General features: G+C 58.8%; 21 protein-coding genes. All 21 read right to left on the bottom strand.

Annotated elements, in window-relative coordinates:
• Nucleotides 1-89: 89 nt before the first annotated feature.
• Nucleotides 90-416, bottom strand: a complete 327-nt coding sequence (locus NFR19_RS06160) for an AzlD domain-containing protein (RefSeq protein WP_251212916.1) — start codon at nt 414-416, stop codon at nt 90-92.
• Nucleotides 413-1,117: an AzlC family ABC transporter permease gene (locus NFR19_RS06155; protein ID WP_349665514.1), complete on the bottom strand. Its 705-nt coding sequence runs from the start codon at nt 1,115-1,117 to the stop codon at nt 413-415. Before NFR19_RS06155 ends, NFR19_RS06160 begins: the two co-directional genes overlap by 4 nt.
• Entirely contained in the window at nt 1,114-2,262 is a 1,149-nt protein-coding gene (gene mtnA / locus NFR19_RS06150; protein WP_251212915.1) for an S-methyl-5-thioribose-1-phosphate isomerase, read from the bottom strand. Before mtnA ends, NFR19_RS06155 begins: the two co-directional genes overlap by 4 nt.
• Complete coding sequence (ppdK, locus tag NFR19_RS06145; protein WP_251212914.1) at nt 2,263-4,983, bottom strand: pyruvate, phosphate dikinase; 2,721 nt, start codon at nt 4,981-4,983, stop codon at nt 2,263-2,265.
• A 57-nt stretch (nt 4,984-5,040) separates the two neighbouring features.
• The gene (locus NFR19_RS06140; RefSeq protein ID WP_251212913.1) at nt 5,041-5,940 is read right to left on the bottom strand and encodes a pyruvate, water dikinase regulatory protein; all 900 of its coding nucleotides are present in this window, start codon (nt 5,938-5,940) and stop codon (nt 5,041-5,043) included.
• Nucleotides 5,941-8,028, bottom strand: a complete 2,088-nt coding sequence (gene glyS / locus NFR19_RS06135; protein WP_251212912.1) for a glycine--tRNA ligase subunit beta — start codon at nt 8,026-8,028, stop codon at nt 5,941-5,943.
• A 3-nt stretch (nt 8,029-8,031) separates the two neighbouring features.
• A complete protein-coding gene (locus tag NFR19_RS06130) occupies nt 8,032-8,958 on the bottom strand; it encodes a glycine--tRNA ligase subunit alpha (RefSeq protein ID WP_251212911.1) in 927 nt (308 codons plus the stop codon).
• A gap of 45 nt (nt 8,959-9,003) precedes the next feature.
• Entirely contained in the window at nt 9,004-9,576 is a 573-nt protein-coding gene (lepB, locus tag NFR19_RS06125) for a signal peptidase I (protein ID WP_251212941.1), read from the bottom strand.
• Between the two features lie 35 nt (nt 9,577-9,611).
• Nucleotides 9,612-10,421, bottom strand: a complete 810-nt coding sequence (gene trmD, locus NFR19_RS06120) for a tRNA (guanosine(37)-N1)-methyltransferase TrmD (protein WP_251212910.1) — start codon at nt 10,419-10,421, stop codon at nt 9,612-9,614.
• Between the two features lie 3 nt (nt 10,422-10,424).
• The gene (locus NFR19_RS06115) at nt 10,425-10,958 is read right to left on the bottom strand and encodes a ribosome maturation factor RimM (protein ID WP_251212909.1); all 534 of its coding nucleotides are present in this window, start codon (nt 10,956-10,958) and stop codon (nt 10,425-10,427) included.
• On the bottom strand, nt 10,955-11,212 hold the full coding sequence (locus NFR19_RS06110) for a KH domain-containing protein (protein ID WP_251212908.1): 258 nt from the start codon (nt 11,210-11,212) through the stop codon (nt 10,955-10,957). Before NFR19_RS06110 ends, NFR19_RS06115 begins: the two co-directional genes overlap by 4 nt.
• Nucleotides 11,213-11,215: 3 nt before the next feature.
• On the bottom strand, nt 11,216-11,458 hold the full coding sequence (rpsP, locus tag NFR19_RS06105) for a 30S ribosomal protein S16 (protein WP_251212907.1): 243 nt from the start codon (nt 11,456-11,458) through the stop codon (nt 11,216-11,218).
• Between the two features lie 259 nt (nt 11,459-11,717).
• The gene (locus NFR19_RS06100; RefSeq protein WP_251212906.1) at nt 11,718-12,368 is read right to left on the bottom strand and encodes a hypothetical protein; all 651 of its coding nucleotides are present in this window, start codon (nt 12,366-12,368) and stop codon (nt 11,718-11,720) included.
• A 298-nt stretch (nt 12,369-12,666) separates the two neighbouring features.
• Nucleotides 12,667-15,138: a helix-turn-helix transcriptional regulator gene (locus tag NFR19_RS06095; RefSeq protein WP_251212905.1), complete on the bottom strand. Its 2,472-nt coding sequence runs from the start codon at nt 15,136-15,138 to the stop codon at nt 12,667-12,669.
• A 156-nt stretch (nt 15,139-15,294) separates the two neighbouring features.
• Entirely contained in the window at nt 15,295-16,716 is a 1,422-nt protein-coding gene (ffh, locus tag NFR19_RS06090) for a signal recognition particle protein (RefSeq protein ID WP_251212904.1), read from the bottom strand.
• A 3-nt stretch (nt 16,717-16,719) separates the two neighbouring features.
• Nucleotides 16,720-17,775, bottom strand: coding sequence for a signal recognition particle-docking protein FtsY (ftsY, locus tag NFR19_RS06085; protein ID WP_251212903.1), 1,056 nt, complete (start codon nt 17,773-17,775; stop codon nt 16,720-16,722).
• Between the two features lie 9 nt (nt 17,776-17,784).
• Nucleotides 17,785-21,339, bottom strand: a complete 3,555-nt coding sequence (smc, locus tag NFR19_RS06080) for a chromosome segregation protein SMC (protein ID WP_251212902.1) — start codon at nt 21,337-21,339, stop codon at nt 17,785-17,787.
• Between the two features lie 5 nt (nt 21,340-21,344).
• Nucleotides 21,345-22,217: a ribonuclease III gene (gene rnc, locus NFR19_RS06075; protein ID WP_251212901.1), complete on the bottom strand. Its 873-nt coding sequence runs from the start codon at nt 22,215-22,217 to the stop codon at nt 21,345-21,347.
• Nucleotides 22,214-23,233: a phosphate acyltransferase PlsX gene (gene plsX / locus NFR19_RS06070; protein ID WP_251212900.1), complete on the bottom strand. Its 1,020-nt coding sequence runs from the start codon at nt 23,231-23,233 to the stop codon at nt 22,214-22,216. Before plsX ends, rnc begins: the two co-directional genes overlap by 4 nt.
• 66 nt (nt 23,234-23,299) lie before the next feature.
• On the bottom strand, nt 23,300-23,479 hold the full coding sequence (gene rpmF / locus NFR19_RS06065; RefSeq protein WP_251212899.1) for a 50S ribosomal protein L32: 180 nt from the start codon (nt 23,477-23,479) through the stop codon (nt 23,300-23,302).
• Nucleotides 23,480-23,597: 118 nt separating this feature from the next.
• Nucleotides 23,598-25,179: ribonuclease R family protein (locus NFR19_RS06060; RefSeq protein WP_251212898.1), on the bottom strand; the 1,582-nt coding region annotated here is incomplete at its 5' end.

Here is a 25,179-nt window from a genome sequence, read left to right as displayed (position 1 = left end):
CGTATTTCGGATTACCAAACGCCAGCGACCCTGCCGCAGACGCGATTAACCAGTATACTGCTGGCCTTTCGCCAGTGCAAGCATCTTTTTCAGCAAATGAGCGCAAGAAGCGCGTAGACGGCCACCCCCGTCACGGCGCTCCACAGCAACGAGCGAGTCTTGCGCGCAACGATCACCACGATGCACGCGACCAGAAGCGGTATGGCAGCAGGCCATGCGCCCTCGTCGAACATCCCCGGTTCCAAAAGGTCGTTTGCGACCAAGGCTGCAAACGCAGCTGCAGGTATCAACCCAAGAGCCTGCATGGCCCACTGCGGCAGTTCGCGATCCTTCAAGAGAAACATCGGCAGGACACGACAGGCAAGGATGGTCAAAGAGCACCCCACCAGAATGACCCAGAACTCTTCCCAGCTCATACCCGCCTCCGCTCTGCGCTTTTGCGCACCGCGGCATACCCCATCGCCACAACAACGCCGAACACCGCACCGATCAGGATGGCCGGCCCGGACAAACCTATCATCTTGCACACCACGACACCGATCATAGCAGCGCCTGCAGCGATGACGTTCGCTGACGTCAGCTTCTGGGTGACCAACAAGCAGATGAAGATGGATGTCATGGCGAACGCGGCGATATTGAGCGGAATCCCGATGGCGCTGCCCACCAACACGCCTACCGCGTTGGAGAGCGCCCACGAGGACTGCGAGAACAGGTTCACCATCAAAGCCCGATCAAGAGACCAATCCCCTGCTTCGAACTGAGCGACCGATACGCCATAGCTCTCATCGGTGACGGTAGCAGCGAAGAGGAACGAGAGCCCCTTCGACGTATGCGCAGCATATGGCGCGAAGTAGGCCGAATAGAGCATCTGACGCGTATTGACGAACGAGACACTCGCAATGATAGAAGCGGTTGGAGCACCCGCGAGAAACATGTTCGGGATCATGAACTGACCCGCACCCGAATAGAAGAGCAACGACATGATCAGCGCCTGAAGCGCGTTGAGACCGATGGAATCGCACAGGATGCCACACGGAATGCCGATGGCCACATACCCCAGCATGACCGGCACTGCCGCATGAAAGGCTTGGGCGATATAGGAGCGCGATGGCATCATCGCGCCACCACCTGCGCAAGCTCACCAGGAGCGAACACGCCTGCTTCGGTGATAACGGCATCGATCAGATCGGCCGGCGTCACATCGAACGCAGGATTGTACACGTCAACCCCCTCAAGGGGACAAGCCAGCACTTCGGCAGCGGCGCGCTCTTCGATGGGAATAGCTCGCCCGTCTGAAGTGCGAGGATCGAACGTGGACAGGGGTGCCGCAACATAGAACGGAATGCGGAAATACCGCGCGAGCACAGCGAGGCCCAGCGTGCCGATCTTGTTCGCCGTATCACCGTTCAGCGCGATGCGGTCAGCTCCTACGATCACCGCATCCACCGCGCCGCTCGCCATGACAGAGGCGGCCATATCGTCGCAGATCAAGGTGACGGGCACCCGCGCTCGCGCCAACTCCCACACCGTCAGGCGCGCACCTTGGCACACCGGGCGCGTCTCATCGGCATACACCCGACTGATCTTTCCCTCGTACGCGGCTGCGTACACGACCCCAAGCGCGGTGCCATAGAATGAACACGCCAAGCTTCCGGCATTGCAATGGGTCAAGACGCAGCTTGACGGACGGAGCAATGCTGCTCCATTACATCCGATGGCTCGACAGCGCTCTTCGTCTTCTCGTATCAGCTCGCAGGTATATGCGCTCAGCGCATCGGCTGCCTGCTGCGTGCGCAGACCATCCACAAGAGCCCTCTCAGCCACCTCGTATGCACGCGCCACCTCCGCGCTCAAGTTCACCGCGGTCGGGCGCGCCTGCGCTATCGCATGTGCCGCGTCGCTCAGACGAGCCCGAAAATCGGCATCATCGCAGGGGTCAACACCCGACATCTCACCGCAAAGCTCGAAAGCACGCAGCGTGAGCGCCATCGCACCCGCAATGCCGAGCGCAGGAGCGCCGCGCACCGCCAACCGTTTGATGGCATCGACCACCTCGCGCCAGTCGGTGGTGCACACATACGCTTCCTCGAGCGGAAGCCGGGTCTGATCGATCATCACCGCTACCGGCGCACCGGCCACTTCGCAACCCTCAGAGAAAAACGAGGCAACCGCATCAGCAGCTGCCTCGTTGAGCGTATCGGAAGAGGATCCATCGGCCCCTATCAGGGCCACGGTACGCGGGAGCGCATCCAGGAACAGCACCTAATCTTCCTGAATCGCCGCCTGGGCCGCTGCCAGACGAGCCACCGGCACGCGATACGGCGAACAGCTCACGTAGTCCAGCCCGATACGATTGAAGGTATGGATGGAATCCGGATCGCCACCATGCTCGCCACAAACGCCGCACACGATATCGGGGTTGCCCTCATGTCCCAGATCAACGCCAAGAGCCACCAGCTTCGCAACGCCTCCCTCGTCAACCGTAGCGAACGGGTTGACCGGCAACAAGCGCTCCGAGAGGTACGTCGGGATGAACTCGCCTTCCACGTCATCGCGGCTGAAACCGAAGGTGGTCTGAGTGAGGTCGTTGGTGCCGAAGGAGAAGAAATCAGCCTGAGTGGCGATCTCGTCTGCGGTAAGAGCAGCGCGTGGCAGCTCGATCATGGTACCGATGGGGATCTCAAGCGCAACGCCCTCTTTCGCGGCTACCTGGGCGATCACATCCTCGCCAACCTCGCGCATGAACGCAAGCTCGTTGACGGTGGACACCAGCGGAATCATGATCTCGGGTTTCGGATCGAGCCCCTCCTGCTTCAGTTTCGCCATTGCAGATGCGATAGCGCGAATCTGAAGTTCCGGCAGCTGCTGATACATGATGCCCAACCGCACACCGCGCATGCCGAGCATGGGGTTTTGCTCGATGAGCCCGTCGATCTTCTCCAGAAGCTCGCGCTTCTCGGCAAGATCGGCTGCCGCCGCTCCTGTAGCCTCCAAGCGAGCGATCTCAACCTCCAACTCGCGCGGATTGTCCAAGAACTCATGCAGAGGCGGATCCAGAAGACGAATGATCATGGGCAGCCCATCCATCGCCTTGAGCATCTCGTAGAAGTCCCCGACCTGCGCCTCATAGAGCTGCTCAGCCGCACGATCGCGATTCAGCTCGTCATCATTGAGAATGTAGGTCTGAATGATCTGCTTGCGATCACCCAAGAACATATGCTCAGTACGGCACAATCCGATGCCCTGAGCGCCGAACTCGCGTGAAAGCTTCGCATCATCAGGGTTATCCGCGTTGGCGCGCACCCCCAAGCGGCGGAACTCGTCAGCCCACTCAAGAATGGTATCCAGATCGCCCGTCAGCTCGGGCTTGACCAGATCGACCGCGCCAAGCACCACGATGCCAGTCGTGCCGTCAATGGACACCAGATCGCCCTCGCGGATGACCAAGTCGGTGCCTGCGATCTGCGCCTCCTTCTTCTCGGCGTCGATCTTGAGCGCCTCAACGCCGCACACGCATGGCACGCCCATGCCACGCGCGATGACCGCCGCATGCGACGTCTTGCCGCCATGCGAAGTCAGAATGCCCTCAGCTGCGATCATGCCCGCGAGGTCGTCCGGGTTCGTTTCCCAGCGCACCAACACGCACTTGCGACCAGCCTCGGTAGCTGCTACCACATCGGCCGCGCTGAACATAGCTTCGCCAACCGCTGCGCCCGGGCTTGCGTTCAAGCCGCGCGCCACCACATCGTAGGTGGCATCCTTGTCAAACTGCGGATGCAACAGCTGATCGAGCTGCTCGGGCTCAACGCGCATGACGGCTTCGCGCTTGTCGATGAGACCTTCCTCCACCATCTGGATGGCAATATGCAGCGCGGCTGCTGCCGTGCGCTTGCCCGCGCGCGTCTGGAGCATCCAAAGCTTGCCCTGCTCGATGGTGAACTCGATATCGCACATATCACGGAAGTGGTTCTCCAGGATGACGAAGATGTCCTCGAGCTGCTTGCCGGCCTCTTCGAGTCCTGCCACGTTCTTCAGCTCGGCGATGGGGCTCGTGTTGCGGATGCCCGCTACCACGTCCTCACCTTGGGCGTTCACGAGGTAGTCGCCGTAGAACTCCTTCTCGCCATTAGCGGGATTGCGCGTGAAGGCCACACCGGTAGCAGAGGTGTTGCCCTTGTTACCGAACACCATGGACTGCACGTTCACCGCGGTGCCCAGATCATCAGCGATCTTGTTCTTCTTGCGATAGAGGACCGCACGCGGGTTGTTCCAGCTGCCGAACACCGCCTCAATGGCCAGTTGCAGCTGCATCATGGGGTCTTGCGGGAACTGCACTGTGCCGTCCACCACGAGCGCCGGGTAATCGTCGGCAGAAACGTTCTCGCTGAAAATGCGCTTGAACACCGCCACCAACTCTTGCAGATCCTCTGCGGTCAGGTCCGTATCGCTCGTGACGCCGCGGTCGTTCTTCATGGTGATGATGGCGTTCTCGAACAGGTCGCCATCCAAGCCCATCACCACGTTGCTGAACATCTGAATGAAGCGACGATAGGAATCCCAGGCGAAGCGCGGGTTTTCGGTCTGCGCGATCAACCCGTTGATGGATTCGTCGTTGAGCCCCAAGTTCAACACCGTGTCCATCATGCCCGGCATGCTCATGGGCGCGCCCGAGCGCACCGACACCAGCAGCGGATCGGTAGCATCGCCGATCTTCTTGCCCATGCGCTCTTCCAGATCGGCGCGATACTCGGCGATCGTGTCCAGAGCGCCTGCGGGCCACACATTGCCCGCATCGGCATATTCCATGCAGGTCTGACAGGTGATCGTGAAGCCGGGAGGCACGGGAAGCCCGATGTTGGCCATCTCGGCGAGATTGGCGCCTTTACCTCCCAGGACGGCCTTCATGTCGGTGTTGCCCTCGGTAACGTTGTTGCCATTCGCATCGTTGCCAAATGCGTAGACACGCTTCACAGAATCTGCCACCTTGTTCTCCTTACGTGATAGCTCTTGCCATCTGCGCTGCGCTCACCCCACGCGAGCCTACAGCGCTTGGACAATCATATCAGTGGCAGCAGGATGGTTGCGCAGGTAGTGGCTGAGAATCTCCTGAGCGGTTTCCTCTACGGCGCGTTTGTCGGTGCGTATCACCACGCAGCCCAAACGGCGCATGAGCTTGCGCGCGCTTTCAAGATCCTCGTAGATGAACTCAAGGTCAGCATAGCGGCCCGCCGCCTTGGTCGCCTTCCCTAAGCGCTGCGTGCGAATGTCGGTGAGCACCTCGGGACTCGTCATGAGACCGAACAGCCGCGTCGGGTCCACCTCGAATATCTCAGGAGGTGGCGCGGTGGCTGGATCGACGGGCACGTTCGCCACATGGTAGCCATGTTGGGCCAGGTAAATGGAGAGCGGTGTCTTGGATGCGCGCGAGACCCCCAACAGCACCATATCGGCCCGCGTGAGGTCTTGCGGATTGCGACCATCATCGTGTTCGATGGTGAATTCCAGCGCCTCGACACGATGGAAGTAATTGATGTCAGCCACGCGCAACGCGCCAGGCGTGCAATCCGGCACCAGCCCGCTTACTGCGGCGATCGCGTCGATGGAGGGCGTCAACAGGTCAACGCCATAGACGTTGGGGCTCTCGCGAATGAAGGCGGACACCTTGTCGCGCATCTCCCCATGCACCAGCGTATAGAAGACGAGCAGCTTGTCATCGCCGAGCTGCTTAACGTGATAGCGCGCGTGCTCTTCAAGGTGGTCGCGCACCTCTTCGTACGACTTCACCTTACCGAGCACCTCGATCTTAGGGTTGGTCACGCCAAACTGCGCAGCGGCAGCCTGCGCAACGGTGCGCGCAGTCTCGCCGATGGAGTCGGAGACAACGTGAATGGTGGGGAACGACTCTGGCTTTACGCCGCCCTCCCCCAAGAATCCATCCATCTACTTTGCCTTCGCCATGCAACCAAAATCGGCCACGTTCTTGAACACGCCGATGAAGCGGTTCAGAAGACGGAGACGATTCTGACGCAGCGCCTGGTCTTCATCCATGACCATGACCTGCTCGAAGAAGTCATCGATGGGCCCGCGCAGCCGCGCAAGCTCGTCGAGCGCTTGACGGTAGTCACCATGATCCAAAGCCTCGTCAACAGCGCTTTGGGCCGCGCTGACCGCGTCGGCGAGCGCGTGCTCTGAGTCGGAGAAGAGCGCAGCATCGTAGTTGCTTCCCGCATCCGCATCGCTCAGATTGTTCGCGCGCGCATAGGCGATCGCCAGGTCGGTGAAGGTCTCCGGCGCTTCCGCACGCGCCGCTTCGAGCGCGCTGACGCGTTCGATGACCACGATGGGTTCGGTCACACCCGTGGCAATGACCGCATCGATCGCATCCGATGCGTTGCCTGCATCCTTGAGCAGCACACGCGTGCGGGTCAAGAAGAATTCCTGCACCGCGTCTATGACCGCTTCCTTGTCGAAGGAAAGCCCGCTTTCCCGATAGATGCGCAGAGCATCGTCAAGCGCACGCGCCAGCGAGATATCCACGCCCGCCTGCATGATAGCGATGATGCCAAGGGCAGCGCGGCGCAATGCGAATGGATCGGACGAACCCGTTGGCGCCTGGTCAACTGCGAAGAGACCACAAACGGTATCCACCTTGTCAGCAAGGGCGACCACGCGCCCTACCGCATCCGAGGGCACCGCATCACCGGAAAAACGCGGCATGTAATGCTCAGCGATCGCGCGCGCAACGCGCTCGCCCTCGCCTGCCGCCTCCGCATAATACGACCCCATGACACCTTGCACGCTCGTGAATTCCACGACCGCATTCGTTACCAGATCGGCTTTCGCCAGATACGCTGCCCGCGCCACATCGCCGCGCTCGGCCTCGGTCAAAGCAGCATCCAGCGCGATGCGCTCTGCCAGTTGGCTGACGCGCTCGGTCTTTGCGCGCATGGTGCCCAACTGCTCTTGGAACACCACCTCGTCAAGGTGCGCTACGTACGCCTCGAGCGGCTTCTTGAGGTCCTCTTCGTAGAAGAACTTCGCATCGTAGAGGCGCGCTGCCACCACGCGCTCGTTGCCATCAACGATGGTGGTCTCCTGCGCAGGGTCGCCGTTGCTCACGATGATGAAGTTATTGGAGAGCGCACCACGTGCATCGTAGAGCGGAAAATACCGCTGATGCATCAACATGGCATCCACGATGATCTCTTCGGGAACTGCCAAGAACTCGGCATCGAAGGTGCCGACCATCACCGTGGGATACTCAGAGAGATTGATTACCTCGGTGAGCGTCTTGTCGGGCAACTGCGCCGTGCAGCCCGTAGCGCGCTCGGCCTCAGCCACACCTGCACGGATCACCTGCTCGCGCTCGGCCTCGCTTGGCACCACGAACGCACTGCGCACCACCTCGAGCAGCTGATCGGCGCACGGTACCGCATGAGGCCCTGGGCTCAAGAAGCGGTGCCCGCGCGTGGTTGCTTGAGCGCTGACCCCTGCGAACGTGACGGGAATCACGGTATCGCCGAGCATCGCGCAAATCCAACGCACCGGGCGGCTGAACAGCGCGCGCATAGTGCCCCACCGCATCGACTTGGGCCACGAGATGGACTCGATAAGACCATGAAGCACCGAAGGCAGAAGCTCAGCTACCTCTTGCGCCGGTGTTTCCACGGTCGCGAACACGTATTCCACGCCATCCTCTTCGCGGCGTTCAAGCTGCGATGCATCCAGGCCCTTGCCCCGGGCAAACCCCTCGGCCGCCTTCGTGGGCACCCCTGCCTCATCGAAGGCGATCTGCGCCTTGGGCCCACGGAACTCATCCACGCTGCGCTCGGTCGATGCGGCGACCTCAGCGACCAACGCGATCAGACGGCGCGGACTGGAATAGATGGTGACCTCACCATGCGGGATGCGTTGCGCATCAAGCGCCTCGGGCACCAAGCGCGCCAGCTGCGCTGCGGCAGCCTTCAGATCGAAAGCGGGTATCTCTTCGGTGCCTATCTCGAAGGCAAGCGTCTGCTTGTCACCCATCGCCTACGCCACCTCTTTCTCATCGGATGCGGGCAACCCCACAACATGTTCCATGTACGATTCACAGCACGCCTTCGCCAGCGTGCGCACGCGCAGAATGTAGGCCATGCGCTCCGTTGCAGAGATGACCCCGCGCGCATCCAGCAAATTGAAGGTGTGGCAGCATTTCAGGACGCTGTCGTAGGCTGGCAGCGGAAGACCCGCCTCGAGCGTCTTCATGCACTCAGCCTCCCGATCAGCAAACTCCTGGAAGAGGAATTCGGTATCGGCGACTTCAAAGTTGTACGTAGAATACTCGCGCTCGTTTTCCAAATACACATCACCATAGGTGAAGGTGATGCCATCGGCACCACGGCTCCAAACGATATCGTAAACCGAATCAACGCCCTGGACGAACATGGTCAAGCGCTCAAGGCCATACGCGATCTCGGCAGGAACAGGATCGCACTCGAAGCCACCCACTTGCTGGAAGTACGTGAACTGCGTGACCTCCATGCCGTCGATCCATACTTCCCAGCCAAGACCCCAAGCACCGAGCGTGGGGCTTTCCCAGTCGTCTTCGACGAAGCGCACGTCATGGGCGGCCACATCGATGCCGATGGCCTCGAGCGATCCCAGGTACAGATCCTGGATATCATCGGGAGAGGGCTTGATCAGCACTTGGAACTGATAGTAGAACTGCAAGCGATTGGGGTTTTCGCCGTAGCGTCCATCGGTGGGACGGCGGCAGCCTTGCACGTAGGCGGTGCGCCAGGTTTCGGGCCCGAGCGCGCGCAGCGTGGTCGCAGGCGCATTGGTGCCCGCGCCAACCTCATTGTCGTAGGGTTGCAGCACCACGCAGCCCTGATCGGCCCAATAGCGCTGCAAATTCATGATCACATCTTGAAACGTGGGCGCGCCCGCACGCGGAGCACCAGCGGTCTGACTCATAGACACATCTCCTCAGAAAGGCCACATCGTGCGCTGTGGCTGCGCTTATTCCAGCAGCCCGAAGCTGCTCAAAGGCCAATACTTCAGCACGGCTCTTCCCGTCACCGAGTCCACCGGGATGGATCCGAAATAGCGGGAGTCCTGCGAATTGGTACGATTATCGCCCATCACCCATACCTCACCAGCGGGAACGGTGTAGGGATACGTGATTGAGGTGCCATACGCCGTTGTCAGCGGGTAGGACGGCTTGCCGTCGGTATAGGGCTCGGTGAGCTTCACCCCATCAACGTACACATTACCATCGCGCAGATCAACGGTTTGCCCCTCGGTAGCGATCACCCGTTTGATGAGGGTACGTGAGGCAATCTCTGGGTCAGCAAAGGTGATGATGTCGCCTTGAGCCGGCGTACCTGCGTAATAGCTCAGCTTCTCAGAAAAGACCATATCACCGGTCATGATCGTCTCTTCCATCGAGCCTGACGGTATCTCGTACGCTTGAAAGACGAAGGTGCGCAAACCCCACGAGAGCGCCACGATGAGCACCACCATGCCAAGGATCGACAGGAGCGTTCGGCCCGTATGAGAGCGTTTTGGCTCGGCGTGTTCTCCTGCATACATATCGGTCAGTCTTCTCTCGTCCATCATGCCTGCTGTCATACCTCGTTCGGGTTTTTCGCGTGAGGGAACATGATAGCGCTCTTCAAGGCTTCTTCGGGCACACCTTCCAAAGAATCCAGATATTGCAGGTCATCGGAGGAAAGCGCACCGGCCTGTCGGGCACGCTCTATCAGATCGGGACGCAGCACGAAGGTACGCGCGAGGCTTTGCTGGCGCCGCCATGCTTCGATATTGGCATGATGGCCCGATAGGAGCACCTCCGGCACCTCCATATCGCGAAACGTAGCGGGCCGCGTGTACTGAGGGTATTCCAGAAGCCCGTGCGCGTACGATTCATCATCGGCGCCGCAGGCCGCACCGAGCACGCCCGGCAGCTTGCGCACCACCGCGTCGATCACCACCATGGCGGCAAGCTCGCCGCTGGTCAGCACGTAATCCCCGAGCGACACCACGTCGGTCGCAAGCGTATAGACGCGCTCATCCATGCCCTCGTAATGCCCGCAGACGAACAGCATGCGCTCGCAGGTGGAGAGCTCACGCGCATACGTGTCATCGAAGCGTCGACCGGCCGGACTCAAAAAGATGACGCGCGTGGTCGGCTCAGATGCGGCGTTCATGCCGAGGATATCCTCCACCGCCTCGAAGATGGGCTCGCATTTCATCAGCAGCCCATCGCCGCCCCCGTATGGGTAGTCGTCGGTGGTGCGATGGCGATCGTAGGTCCACTCACGCAGATCGAACGCCTCGAACGCCAAGATGCCCTTTTCCTGTGCGCGCTTCATCATGGATTCTCCCATGGTGGAATCGAACATGCGCGGGAAGGTGGAAAGCGTTTGCACGAGCACAGCTCATACCTCCAGAAGTCCCGCTGGGAGGCGCATGGTGATCACACGCGCATCCTCGTCGAACGATACGACCAGCTCGTCTACCAATGGCACCAGCTTCGGCCCTGCAAGCGTGTCCACGCTCAGCGTGATCTGAGTGGGATGCTCCACGAAATCCAGGATCTGCCCGATACGACCAGCGTGCTCATCGTAGACCATCCAGCCTTGAAGGCCTGCGCTCAGCGCACTGCACATCCTCACAGCATCGCCCACCTCATCTTCCACGCTCTGGCGCGCAACAACGCAATGGCAGCCCACCAGCTCTTGCGCCTGATCGGCGCTGAGCGCCTCAACGAAGCTGATGACCGCAGACGATGCGCGCTCTTCGGTAACGGATGCCACTGTGAGCTGCCGAGGCACATCGATGCGCGGCGGCACAAGGTGCACCTGCATGCCCGAGCACAAAAGAAATGGCAGGTTCGCAGCCGATACGGCCACGAACCTGCCATCTGCGTGCTTCATCTTTTCAAGCGTGGCGATATCCAGCCACGGACTCACTCGTCGATCAACTCCACATCCACCGTGCGATCGCACCGCGATGCAGCTGCTCGCGTCAGAGTGCGCAACGCTTTGATGATACGCCCCTGACGGCCGATCACCTTGCCAGCATCGTCGGGGTTGACGCGTATCTCGATCAGGATGTTATCGTTGTCCTCAACAGTGGAGGTTATCTCCACCCCATCAGGGTCCTCCACGATGGGAACGACGATGGTCTCTACCAGATCCGCAAGATTCTGCTCGATCTCAGGCATCGCTTAGGCTTCCTCGCGCGCCTGCTTCAAAAGACGCTCAACGGTATCGGTGGGACGAGCACCCTTTGCCAGCCACTCGTCAACCTTCTCAAAATCGAACTTGATCAGCTTCGGTTCGCTGCACGGATTATAGCGACCGACCTCGTCGATGAACTTGCCGTCACGCGGGCAGCGCCCATCAGCGATGACGATGCGGTAGTAAGGGCGTTTCTTCGCGCCATGACGCGCAAGGCGGATCTTAACCATGGATGGTACCTTTCTTGTCCTTTAAGAAAAATCAGCAGTTGAACATGTTATCCCTGCTGAGCCTGACTTGCAAGCCACAACCATAAGAAGCTCTAAACATGATGCTGCTAGGAGCAATATTCTATCACCTGTACTAAATACCCATTTCTTCTCTCAGTAACCATCGACCAGACATATGGCATAAACGTAGAAGGGTGAGCCAATCAATAAATAGTCAAGATGCCCACCCAAAAGCGCTTGCAGATACCCAATAGGTAAATTAGCAGCTCCTTCTATCATCGGCAGTAAGAAGCATTCTCGCGTCGCCCCTCTCTCCATCAAGAATGACGCTTTTTATACGCAAGGCTGGCGAATACATCTCGGCAGGTACATACCAACCGATATTGAAAATTCTCCTTTGCCCAGAGTCCAGACTGAAGCGAAGTCCATCCTTGGGGCCAGCAGACTCCGTAGGACCGTCAAAATACCAAACGTCACCGATGTTCGCATCGAGGGATACTATGTCATCGAAAAGAAAAGGATTCTCAATAATGGTATTATCCAGAGCGTGTGCATCGATATTCTCTAATTCGATCGAGCAGATAAGAAACATGTAATCTGACTCATGATTCGGTGGCGCGGGAAGGGAAATATCTTCAGCAGCAATGCCTGCATCTTTGGCATGGTCATATAAAGCGCTCTCAACAACAGAGATTCGAAATGCCCCCTCAAAACTTACTCTATCGTTTTTGGAACGGTATACATCAACCGTATCTCCTTGCATATTCTCAAACAAAACAGCGAACGGCTCTCTATTCTCATCATTCTCTTCCGAAGGGAGAGACAAGTAGATTCCTATGAGCAATGTACCCATTACCAATAGGAGCGCAATCGCCTCTCTCAGCGCAAAGCCGCTTTTGAGTTCCTTCATATCATTACCTTTTCATACCAGAAAAAGAGGGCAGGAGTAATCCCTGCCCTCCATCATGATTAGCCTTTACCCTCCATTAATGGACGTGTATCTTCCTGCACTGTCGGGGCTCCATACTCCCCAAACGCTTCCAGGTTGTGAGTTTGCCCATCCTGTGAGCGAACATCTTTTCCCCTTTCGAGATGATTGTATTCTGCGGGATCCCGAATGAAAGAGTAGACGAATGGCCCGCTCATATATGTCATCAAGGGGTATGAAGAATGCTGTACTGACTGTCTACAAGGTGATCACCGATAGATCAAAGAGGAAATCCTCCCTGTTTCATATCTATCCCAATACCACATGCGACAGTTTCGATTAACTCATGTTTGCTCTTAATACTGAGAAGGCGATATCCTATGGCCCTCGATGATTTGACGGTCCCCTTTGAATAATGCAAAGATGCTTCGATCTCTGAGGATGTTTGTCCTTCTATAATCCCAAGAAGTATCGAAGCTTGAGTTTCATTGAGCCCTCTGCTTCTCAAGTACGCACGAATACGTTCACGGGTCGGCACTGTTGCCACTTCAGAATCGACAAGATTTTGAAATTGATTCTGGAATAGCACCCTGTTCATGTGTCTTGAGAAAATGATGACAGATATGCATAGAGCTGCTTCCATAAAAACCATGAATACAATTCCTGCCAGCTCTACTTGCTCTTTACTCGCAAATGGTTGCATTGCAACCTCATTGAGCATCAGATGATCGTAATAGGAATTCATCCCCATTGCTCCGATCACCCCTATAGCACCAAGACACACCATGTTCGCTATGAAATAGGCCCGATCGAGCACACCGCAATTCTTGAGTTCCATAAAAGACCAAACGCAAAGCGAACATGTTGCACACAGCAATGGATTCGTGCTGATGCCGGGAATAAAAGAGCAGAGCGCTCCTACGCCTAAAAGCGCTAGGAGTATCTTTTGCGAGCGTTTATCTGTCCTCCTGAAAAGAAAAGAGGCGCACAGAACGCAGACGAGCAGTAGTGGCGGGATGAGCAAATCAAAGGCAGACGGACCACTCAGAGCACGCCATGACTCTTCACATGCGAATCCAATGAGAAGCGGAATCGCGAATCCGAACGCTAACCTACTATCTCTTCGCTTTAGAACAGCATGGTTTTGCGTAGATTCCGATGCTGTATAGCGGTATGCAGATATATACGCAATCATTGCAATGAGAACGACCGAAGCAACAAAGACCGAGAGATACAGTATCGGCTCTTTCCAGCTCGAAAACAGCGCAAGAAAGAGCGCACAAAGCATCGAAAGAGCGTATGAACAAGGCTTCGCAACATCGAAAGAACCTCTTGTTGCAGCAACAAACAGTACTGAGGATAACGACCAGACGAAGATAAACGATGAAATAAAAAGCTGTATATCTGATGAGCTCCCGTCACGTGCCAGCTTTATTTCGGAAGCGAAGAGTACGAACAAGGATCCAAGGAGAAGGATCCCGGCAATAGCTGGAAGCAATCTTGTGAACAAGGAGCATCTACTGCGCACAGGTTTTCTGCTTGGAGATGCGCAGAAGAGAACCATTGCCGACCATGCCACAAAAGCATAACCACCGCCAAAAACCATTTCGCTACCCGTGCCCCATCCTCCTGCACTGATGATACCTGGCAGGAAAAGAGTAGCAAGTAAGTAGGCACTTGCTCCAAAAGATGCTACCGGCAGCATTGTGGGTATGCCCTTTGACCCAAATACCATTCCCTGGGCAAGCCGATCGTTTTCTGCGTAAGAAGGTTGTACCTCATCCGTGCAAATCGTTCTTTCAGCGTCTCCCTCGTTTTTCTTTTCACCTAAAGAATCTTGATGAGAATTCAGCAACGCATGAAGTTCTGTCGAATTGCTGATCTTGAGCTTTCTATATGCACGCTGTAGATACGTTCTTACCGTCGACGCGCTGACATTCATTTCGGCTGCCGTCGCTTGCGATGACTTTCCCTCCAAGAGAAACATAACTGCCGATCGTTCTCGATCAGTCAATGATGCTTCGTTGCACAGCTGCAATGCTTGGCAGCACCACTCATCTTGACTTGACGTATCAGGCTGAGATCGTCTTTGGCGTCTCGTTGCGATCATCTCGCAGATCACGAACACACCGAACGCTAAACAAGCAAATGAACCCATGATCGCATGAAAAGAAAATGTACTGGGAGCATATATATCATAGATGCGAGAAAGCCCATTCTGAATAAGCATGCCAACGCCAAAGGCAACCAAACCACTACGAAATGCATCGACACGACGAATCAGGGCTATCGCAAACAAGACATAGACGAGCACGGGAATAAACCAAAAAGAAATGGGATGCGTATCCACCCAGTCCTTTTGACCGCCTCCAAGTCCTACAATGGCTGCCATGATCGATGCGTGCGCGAAACCGAAAAAGAGCGTCACCATAAAGAAGGACCACGAAGGATAGCGGGTTTCATTTCCCCTTGCAGAACTGCTTTCAGCGAATAGCACCCCCGAGCAAGCACAGAGCAAGGATGCTAACAGCGCAAGAAGAGATTTCGCAGTTTCATGATGGGGCACCAGAGCCCACAAGCGATGCCAAAGCGAACCGGCACCGTACTCCACTCCATCGCTCAAAGCCAGCGGCATACTGAGCCAATCAGCGAGCACCAGCAAAGTCGTACATACAATTCCGAACACCATCAAACCGAAAAGACCTCGGCGGCGATGCGTCTCCGGTGTTCGCGATACCAGAAACTGCCCCACAAGAGTACCAACGATTAGTCCGCAAGCTAAAACAGGGAACAATCGCGATGCAGCAGGCGGTACATGAAGTTGCTCTAGAAAGAAGGGCGTTCCAAAAAGAATCGCAAACCAAAAACACCATACATAAGAGATGATAGCTTGACGATCTTTGATAAGCTACTCCCCCATTAGGTTCGACAGATTGCGCAGATCAGACATGGAAAGCCCGTCCAGACCGGGAATGCCTAATCCGCGTCTACGACCGGCCTTCTTGCCCTTCTTCCCTTTCTTGCCGCGCTTTGACGGCTGGGAGAAATTCGCGGTCATCTTCTTCACCATCTTGCGCGTCTCGTTGTACTGGCGCATGAGCGTGTTCACGTCCGTCACGGTGACGCCCGCACCCGCCGCGATGCGCGCGCGACGCCCCGCGTTCAGAACCTCGGGATGCACGCGCTCTTCCTTGGTCATGGAGTTGATGATGACCTCCATATGGTCGAGCGCCCCTTCGTTGATCTGCCCCTCGCCGAGCATCTTGTCGCCACCGGGCAAGGCGCTGATCAGCTTGCCGATACCGCCCATCTTGCGTATTTGGCGGTTCATGGTGATGAAGTCGTTCAGCGTGATGGTGCCGCGCGCGAGCGCTTCGGCCGCCTCGGCCTCTTCCTCTTCCTGTTGCACGCGCATGGCGCTCTCGATGAGGCTGACCACGTCTCCCATACCGAGGATGCGTTTGGCCATGCGATCGGGGTGGAACTCTTCGAGGGCATCCGGCTTCTCACCGGCGCTGATGAACTTGATGGGCTTACCGGTCACCTCGCGCACCGACAGCGCACCGCCGCCGCGCGCGTCGCCATCCATCTTGGACATGATGACACCGTCGAAGTCCACCCTCTCGGCAAACGCCTCCACCACGCCCACGACATCCTGACCGGTCATGGCATCGACCACCATGAGAATCTGATCGGGCTTGACCGCCTCTTTGATGGCAGCCGCTTCATCCATCATGGCCTCATCCACATGCAAGCGCCCTGCTGTGTCAACGATGACCACATCGCGCAAGTTGTCGATCGCGTCTTGGATGCTCTCGCGGGCAATGCCGACCGGATCCTTCCCATCACCGCGAAAGACTCGTACGCCGATCTCGCCACCGAGCGTTTGCAGCTGGTCGGCCGCAGCCGGGCGATACACGTCGCATGCCGCCAAAAGCGGCGCATGCCCTTCCTGCTTCAAGCGGTATGCCAGCTTAGCCGCCGCCGTAGTCTTGCCCGAGCCCTGCAATCCGACCAGCATGATGACGTTCGGGATACGACTGCCGAGCACCAGCTTCGAATCGCTGCGGCCGAGCAGCTCGGTCAACTCATCGAGCACGATCTTCGTGACATTTTGCGCAGGCGTCAGCGAGTCGAGCACCTCGCTGTCCAGGCAGCGTTCCTTCGTGCGCGCGACGAACGCCTTCACGACCTTGAAATTGACGTCGGCCTCAAGCAACGCCATGCGAATCTCGCGCATCGCAACGTCGATATCCTCTTCGGTGAGGCGCCCTTTCGAGCGCAGACCGCTGAAGATGCCTTGGAGCCGAGAAGAGAGATTCTCTAACATGACCTACCACTTCTCCCAGAAATGCTTCTTCGCGGGCACCTCGCCCGCGTCGTCCAGTTCGACAAACTCCGCCCACGTCATCTTTGGCGGCGCTGCGGCGCGCGCAGCTGCATCGGCTTCGGCGAAGTCCTCGACCATCGCCTCGGAAGTCTCGTAGTCGCCGATGAAAGCGGAAACGAAATCGTGCGCATCGAAATCGCGCAAGTCGTCAATGGCCTCGCCCACCCCGATGCGCAGAATGGGAAGCTCGAGCTCGTGCGAGATGGCAATGGCAATGCCGCCTTTCGCAGAGCCATCCATCTTCGTGACGATCAGCGCATCCAGGTCGAGCGCTCGATTGAACTCGCGTGCTTGGGCGAGCCCGTTTTGACCGGTGGTGGCATCGATGACCAAAACGGTGTACACCGGCACCGTAGCGCGCTTGCGCACCACGCTCACCACTTTCTGAAGCTCGCGCATCAGGTCATCTGAGGTATGCAGGCGTCCCGCTGTGTCGATCAGAACAAGGTCAGCCGCGCTCTGCTCGGCACGCTCGATGGTCTCGAAGCAGACGCTCGCAGGATCGGCGCCGCGCTCGCGCATCACCATCTCAACACCCGCGCGATCCGCCCATACCTGAAGCTGCTCGATAGCAGCAGCGCGGAACGTATCCGCCGAACCAAGCAGCACCCGACGACCCGCATCGGTAGCTGCCTTCGCCAGCTTGCCAACCGTGGTGGTCTTGCCGGTGCCATTGATGCCAACGAAGAGAACGATGGCCGGACCGCCCGCGAGTATCTCTTCGCCACCCGAAGCGAACTCAGCTTCGATGCGGCAACCCAGCATATCGAGCACCGCATACGAATCGGGCAACCCCTTGCGTGTTGCTTGATCGCGCAGATCTTCCACGATCTGCATGGAAGCCTCAGGGCCCATGTCGCTGAGGATCAGCGTCTCTTCCAGATCATCCCAGAAACCCCCATCGAGCACTGGGCCCCGGTCGAGCAGCACGTTCATCTGCTCTTTAAACTTGTCACGGCTCTTCGCTAAACCACCGTTGACCTTATCAAGAACGCCCATAGATCCCCGCTATTCCGCATATTCCAACGCTCGGTCCAGTTTCTGGCTTATCACCTTGGTCACACCGTCGGCTTGCATGGACACCCCGAACAGCACATCGGCCATCTCCATAGTGCGCCGTTGATGCGTGATCATAATGAGCTGCGTAGCATCGCGCAAGCTATCGATGTAGGCTGAAAGGCGCCGCAGATTCGTGTCATCAAGCGCCGCCTCAACCTCATCCAGAATATAGAAGGGCGTCGAGCGCGTCTTATACACCGCGAACAGCAGCGCCAGCGCCACGAGCGACTTCTCACCGCCCGACATGAGCGACATCTTCGTGATCCGCTTGCCTGCCGGTTGCGCGTTCACCTCAACGCCGGAGTTCTCCAGATCATCGGGCGCGTCCAGCGATAGATGCCCTTGACCCCCCGGGAAGAGCGTGGAGAAAATGGCTTGGAAGTTCTCGTTGACCTGAGCGTAGGTGTTCGCGAAGTCGTCCTTCATGCGCACATCGATGACCCGGTTGATGCGCATGAGCGCGCGCCGGGCTGAATCTAGGTCGGCGAGCTGGCCCGACAGATAGTCGAAGCGCTCTTTGAGCTCGCTGTACTCCTGCGCAGCATCGGGGTTGATGGTGCCGAGATTCGCGATGCGACGCGTGAGCTTGAATGATGCCTCTTCCGCCTCTGCGCGGTCCTCAAGGGCCGGGCGCGCCAAAGCCACATCGACAGGCGTTGCGCATTCTTCCACGATCGCGGTCACCGCAGCCTCAACCTGCATCTCCAAACGAGCGCTCTCCACGCGGTTTTCGTTGAGCTGTTCAGAGACCTCGTCATAGGCATGGTGCGCCTGCTGGGCCGCCTCGCGCGCCTGGACCATGCGCTCATGGATGCTGCTCGATGCCTGCTGAGCGCGCGTTGCCTCTTCTCCGGCACGCAGCGCACGCTCGCGCGCGAGCGTTGAAAGGCCTTCAAACAGTGCGATGAGCGGCTCAAGACGCGTCGCCGAGAGCTCTTTAGCGCGCAGGAGCGCCTCTGTTTCCGCATCACTGTGCGCAAGCTCTTCCACATCGTCCGCACGACGCGAAGCCATCCGCTCAGCGTACACGGCGCGCTCTTCCATCTTCGCGAGCGAAAGCTTGGTCTCAGCATGGCGCTCTTGAATCTGCGTGACCTCGTGCCGCAAAGGCGCCAAGCGCGCCTCCACCGAATCGAGCTCATCTCCCCGCTCTTCAAGCTGGCTTTCCAGCTGAGCGATGCGCTCGGCGCTCTTCTGGCTTTCCGTATCATCCTCTTGACTTTGACGGTGCGCCTCGTCGCTGCGCTTCGTCAGCGTTGCCAGCTCCTCTTCAGCGCGGACAGCGCGTGCCTGCGCCTCGTCAGCCTGCGTGGCATCCGACTGTGCGTTGCCGCGCATCAGTGCCAACTGGCGGCTCACATCAAGACTGTCGTTTTGGGCTTGAGTGAGCTCGCTCTCTGCAGCGCTTGCGCGTTCGATAGCATCAGTGGTTGCCCGTCGCGCCTGTTCAAGCCCCGCGCGCAATTCCTTCATGCGACGCGCCCGAGCGAGCACGCCCCGACCGCCATCAGCAGCGCTGCCGACGGTCACCTTGCCAAAAGGCCACACGATATCGCCTTCGGCCGTCGTGAAGCGCAAACCGATGCGATCGGCTTTATGGGCTGCCAGCGCAGCTGATAGGCTCTCGCAAACGATCACGTCGCCCAAAGCGGCCATGACCGCGCTCGCAGCGTCAGAGGGATAGCTCAGGTCATCCAACAGCGCATGGCCTGCTCCGGTATACGCTTGAGCGGCATAGGTTGTCGCACGCGAAGCATCGCGGCGCAGCAGGAACGTGACTTCGCCCTCTTCATCGTCGGGAAGCTGCGCGAGCACAGCGGACACATCCTCGGCATCGTCGATCAAAAGCGACATCACATCAGCGCTGAGCAGCAGCTCGGTCAACGTCTCAACGGTATCGTTCGCCTTGACCACTGCAGAAAGCGGCTCTATGTTACCTCGCAAACGCGCGGCATGCTCAGCGATCCACGCACGCGCAGCACCAGCGCTCTGCACGCTTGCCCGCTCCATTTCCTCAAGCGCATCAACCTGAGCCGCCAAGGACTGCTCGGCGGCGCGCGCATCATCGAGCGCACTGCGCGTCGTTTCGCGCGCGGTAACGCAGCTCGCCACCAGCGCCGCGGCCGCCTTTTCCTGTTCGGCGATGCGCTCCATGGCTTGGGTGGTCGTCTCCGCCTGAGCTCGTGCTGCCTCCGCATCGGCGCGCGCCATCAGCAACGCAGCCTGCGCATCGTTGACCTGCTCTTCGAGAACGGCAAGATAGGCCGTGCGACTTGCCTGCGCCTCCCGACGCTCAGCCTGTATGCGCCGCAGATCGGCCAGCTCCGCCTCAGCCGCCTTGTTCGCAGCCGCCAATTCCGCACCGCGCTGAGCGAGCGCCTCCAGGCGCGCACCTGCTTCACCTTCTTGGGCTGCCAGCTCTCCTGCCGTATCGCGCACGCGCGCCAACTCCAAGCGCGCAGATTCCAATGCGGCGTTCGCCTGAGCTAGCTCGCCCAAAGCGGTCTCGCGACGCGCCTTCGAGGTTTCCAGGGTCATGCGCAGCTCTCCCGCACGGGCGGATGCTTGACGCTTTCGGTCGCGCATCAGCATCAACGTGGAGTCAAGATGATCCGCAGCGCTGCTGCACGCCTGATGGCTGCGCGACAATGCGCCCACATCGGCGCTCTCTGCCCGCATCTGCTCCTGCACGCGCTCAATATGCGCTTCGGCCTCATCGATGGCCGTACGCTTTGCCTGCACGGTCGCGCTCAACGCAGCCGTGCGCTCCTTGCAGGCATCCCACTTCACGCGGAGCTGACGCAAGTCGTCAACAGCCAGATCGAGCTTGATCTCAGCGAGTTCAGCGGAAATCGCAGCGTAGGTCTGAGCGCGCTTAGCCTTGCGCGAAAGCGGACCCAATTGCCGCTCCACCTCGCCCACCACATCGCGCACGCGCGCAACATGGGTCTCCATTTTCTCGAGCTTGCGCTCGCTTTTCGCCTTGCGCTGCTTGTGCTTCAACACGCCAGCCGCCTCTTCGATGAGAGCGCGGCGGTCAGCCGCGTCGGAGCGGAGGATGGAATCGAGCGACCCCTGGCTGATGATGGAGTGCGTGCCCGTTCCCAGCCCCGAATCGTGCAGGATATCGAGCACGTCCATGCGCCGCGCGAGCGTGCCGTTGATAAGATACTCGCTCTCACCCGAGCGATACATGCGTCGCGCGATGGACACTTCACGGTATTCCACCGGCAGCGTGCCATCGCTGTTGTCGAGCACCAGTTCGACCTCGGCAACACCGGTCGCCTTGCGCGCTGACGAGCCTGCGAAGATGACATCTTCCATGGCTTGTCCGCGCAAGTTGCGCGCGTTGCGTTCGCCGAGCACCCACAGCACCGCATCAGAGATGTTCGATTTCCCTGAGCCGTTCGGACCAACAATGGCCGTGATGCCCGGCTCCAGCGTCAAAACGCTGCGATCGGCGAATGATTTGAACCCTTTCAGAACAAGCGACTTGAGGTACATGAAGCCTACTGCTCCCGATTCTTGCCTTTGGCATCGCGGCGGGCATCAGCTTCCCGCTTGCGCGCCGCTGCCTGCGCCTGCTTGTGCTCGCGCTTCTCAGCAGCACGAGCCGCTTTCGCCTTCTTCGCCGCATCCTTCTTCGCACGTTTCTTATCCCCGTCATCGGGACCGAAGCCTAAGAACTCCTGAAGGCGCGCCAGCGTTGACTTCGCCGCCTGGCTCTCGGCCTCTTTCTTAGTGCGCCCCGTGCCAAGGGCAAGCGCATGATCGCCCGCATACACCTGGCTCACGAATGTACGGTCGTGCGGCGGGCCTTGCGTTTCCACCAGCTTATACGTTGGTGTGATGCCGTCTTCTTGCAGCTTCTCTTGAAGCGCGCTCTTGGGATTCTCAGGCTCTTTGGCCATATCGATGTTCATGCGCGGAATGAGCGTCTCTGTCACGAACGCCGTTGCGGCCTCGGCACCTCCATCGAGATAGAGCGCCGCCACTACGGCCTCGTACACGTTCTCAAGCGCCGAATGCAAGCCGCGCTTGCCTGTGCCGGTCTCTGACGAGCCGAATACGATGACATCCTCAAATCCCAGCTTCTGCGCTACATCGGCAAGGCTGCTACCAGAGACGAGCGCCACCTTGATGCGCGTAAGACCACCCTCATCAAGATCAGGATACCGGTTAAACGCCGTCGATACCACGATTGCGCCCAAGATGGCATCGCCTAGAAATTCGAGGCGCTCGTAGGAGGAGCGCACCGATTTGCCCTCGGCAGCCGAGGGATGCGTAATGGCTGACAGGATATAGCGCTCGTTGTTGAAGTGATAGCCGATGATCTGTTCGGCCAGTTTGAGCTTTTGGTTCTGTTCCTCGGCAAGGCTCACGCTTGCGTCCCTTCCTCAGAATCGCCCACCGGAATGATGGTCCTCTCGATAACCTGCGCAACATCTCCGCGCACCGCACGAGCGCAGACGAGCACACCGTTTTTCACCGCTTCGGCGCTTGACGAGCCATGTCCGACCACACACGCGCCCCGCACTCCTAAAAGCGGCGAGCCGCCAAAGGTGTCAGGACTGAGCTCATGCTTCAACTGGCGCAACCGACCGGCCACGAGTGCCGCGCCGATCTTCTCTTTTACGCCCGATGACAGGGCATCTTTCATATAACCGAACAAGAGCTGAGCGCTGCCTTCGATGGTCTTCAACGCGATATTGCCCGTGAATCCATCCGTCACCACCACATCGAAGCGCCCCTGCAGAAGGTCGCCCGGCTCGCAATTGCCCGCGAACGCAGGCACGTGCTTTCGCAGAAGCGCATGAGCCTGCTGCGCGAACGTTGACCCTTTCGCGTCCTCTTCGCCGATATTAAGCAGCCCGATCCGCGGATGCTCGATATCGAGCACATCGCCGGCATACACCGAAGCCATCTGAGCGAACTGCACGAGGTACTGCGGTTTGCAATCTGCATTGGCACCCACATCGATCAGCAGACACGGACCAGCCGCCGCCGGGATCACTTGTGCGAGCGCCGGACGCTTGATGCCGCGGATGCGACCAATGTGCAACGTTGCCGCTGCCAAGCATGCCCCGGTAGAGCCCGCCGAGAAGAAACCCTGTGCAGCGCCGGTGCGCACCAGTTGGCACCCCACCACGATCGAGGAATCCTTTTTGCGGCGCACGGCATTCGCGGGATGCTCCCCCATCGCGATGACCTCTTCAGCCGCCTGGGCCGTGCACCGCTCATGCGCACGCGCAAAAGGATCCACAACCTGAGCAGGACCGCACAGGATGACGCGAAGCGCCTCGTCAGCCGCGAGCGCTTCGGCAACTCCTGTTAAAACGACGCCAGGGGCATCATCTCCGCCCATGGCGTCTATGGATAACGTGATATCTTCCGACATGCTGAGGTCGAATACCCAGCGCGTCACCCGAACAGATCAGGCAATACGCTCATCAATATCAGAGTACTAGTCGGTAACGATAACTTCGCGGTTACGGTAAAAGCCGCAATTGGGGCAAACGCGATGCGGCAGCTTCACTTCGCCGCACTGCGGGCAGGTGCTCCGGCTGGGGGCGTCCACCTTATCGTGCTGGCTGCGGCGACGGTGCGTGCGGATGCGGCCCATTCTTTGCTTAGGTACTGCCATGTGTCTACATTCCTCCTATTTCGCGGGCATACGTGCCCGAACCTCGTTGAAACACAGGAACCCAAATAATACCATCACCCGATGGCGCCATCAAGGACATTGCAGCCAAACGGCCATCTTAACGCTGAGCGTTTTGCTTGCTCGCCAGCGCAAACGTGCAGGCGGGCGCGAGCGTATCCACTTCCGCCAAGATCACCTCGAGCGGCTGCCCGAGACGAAAGCTCGTGTTCGTATCCGAGCCGCGCAACGTATGAGCCGCAGCATCGAACACGAAATACTCGTTCCCCAAGGCGCGAACGGGCACAAGGCCCTCGGCCATGCAATCGAGCTGCACGTAGATGCCATACGTTGCCACCCCTGATATGACCGCGTGGAATCGGCACCCGATGGAACCCTGGAGGTATTCGGCCATCTTGACCTCGACCGATCGTCGCGCCGCCGCCTCGGCAGTGCGCTCCGTCTCCGAGCAATGCTCGCACAGTGCCGCCATGGTGCGCTCCATCGGGTGAACGGTCTTTCGCTCGCCGGTCAGCTGCGCGCGCAGCATACGGTGCACGATCAGATCGGGATAGCGGCGAATGGGGCTCGTGAAATGACAGTAAGCGGACAGCCCTAATCCGTAGTGCCCATCGTCGAGAGGTGCATAGACCGCTCGGCTCATGGCGCGCAACATGAGCGAGGTGACCAGCTGCTCTTCGGCACGACCCGACGCTTCTTCCAACACCTGCTGCACGGCGAAAGCATCTCCGTACAACACGCGCTGCGCGAGCGGCGCGCTCATCCATTTGAATTCGCGCAATACGCGCACCACGCCTTCCAAGGCATCGGCGTGCGGCGGTTCGTGCACGCGAAAAGCGGCGCTCAAGCCGCTCGCATCCAAATGCGCCGCCACCACTTCGTTGGCGAACACCATCGCCTCTTCGATGAGCATGGTGGCATCGTCTTTCTGCCGAACCTCAATGGCGATGGGGCATCCCGCCTCATCAAGGCGCACCTTCGCCTCTTTCGTGCGAAAATCGATGCCACCCCGTGAGAAGCGATATGCCTCCCGCGCCTTCGCGAGGCGACTGGCCGCAGCGAGGCGCTCGACCAAGCGCGCATCCAAGCCGTCATCATCCCCCTTGAGCGCTCGCAGCGCACTTTGATAGGTCAACCGCGCATCAGAGCGCATGAGAGCCGGATAGATATCGTAGGCGACCAGGCTCGCATCATCGCGCACGTAGAGGTCCACGGTCATGCACCGGCGGTCTTCCCCCGGTTTCAGCGAGCACACATCATTGCACAGCGCTTCAGGAAGCATCGGCACGACACGGTCTGCCAAATACACGCTCGTTCCGCGTTTGCGCGCTTCGCGGTCGATCGCGCCATCCCAGGGCACGTAGTGCGCCACATCGGCTATATGCACACCGAGACGCCACGCGCACGGCTCACCTCGGAACGCGTCCACTGCCTCGACCGAGAGGGCATCGTCGAAATCCTTGGCATCTTCCGGATCGATGGTGAAGGTGAAGCGGTCGCGAATATCGCGGTAGCCATTCGCAAGCGCACTGCTCCCCTCGACCGCCGCCGCAGCTGCCTCAGCGCTCACCTCATCGGAAAAGGAGACGCGCAGGTCGTAGCGAGCGATGATGCGCTCGCTGGAGAGCTGAGAGGCCCCCGCATCGCCGATCACCTCAAGAATATGACCTGTCGCAGCGCTG

This window comes from Adlercreutzia murintestinalis, from assembly GCF_943192905.1.
In the GTDB taxonomy this organism is placed as follows: domain Bacteria; phylum Actinomycetota; class Coriobacteriia; order Coriobacteriales; family Eggerthellaceae; genus Adlercreutzia_A; species Adlercreutzia_A murintestinalis.
This window is presented reverse-complemented; position numbering and strand designations above follow the sequence as displayed.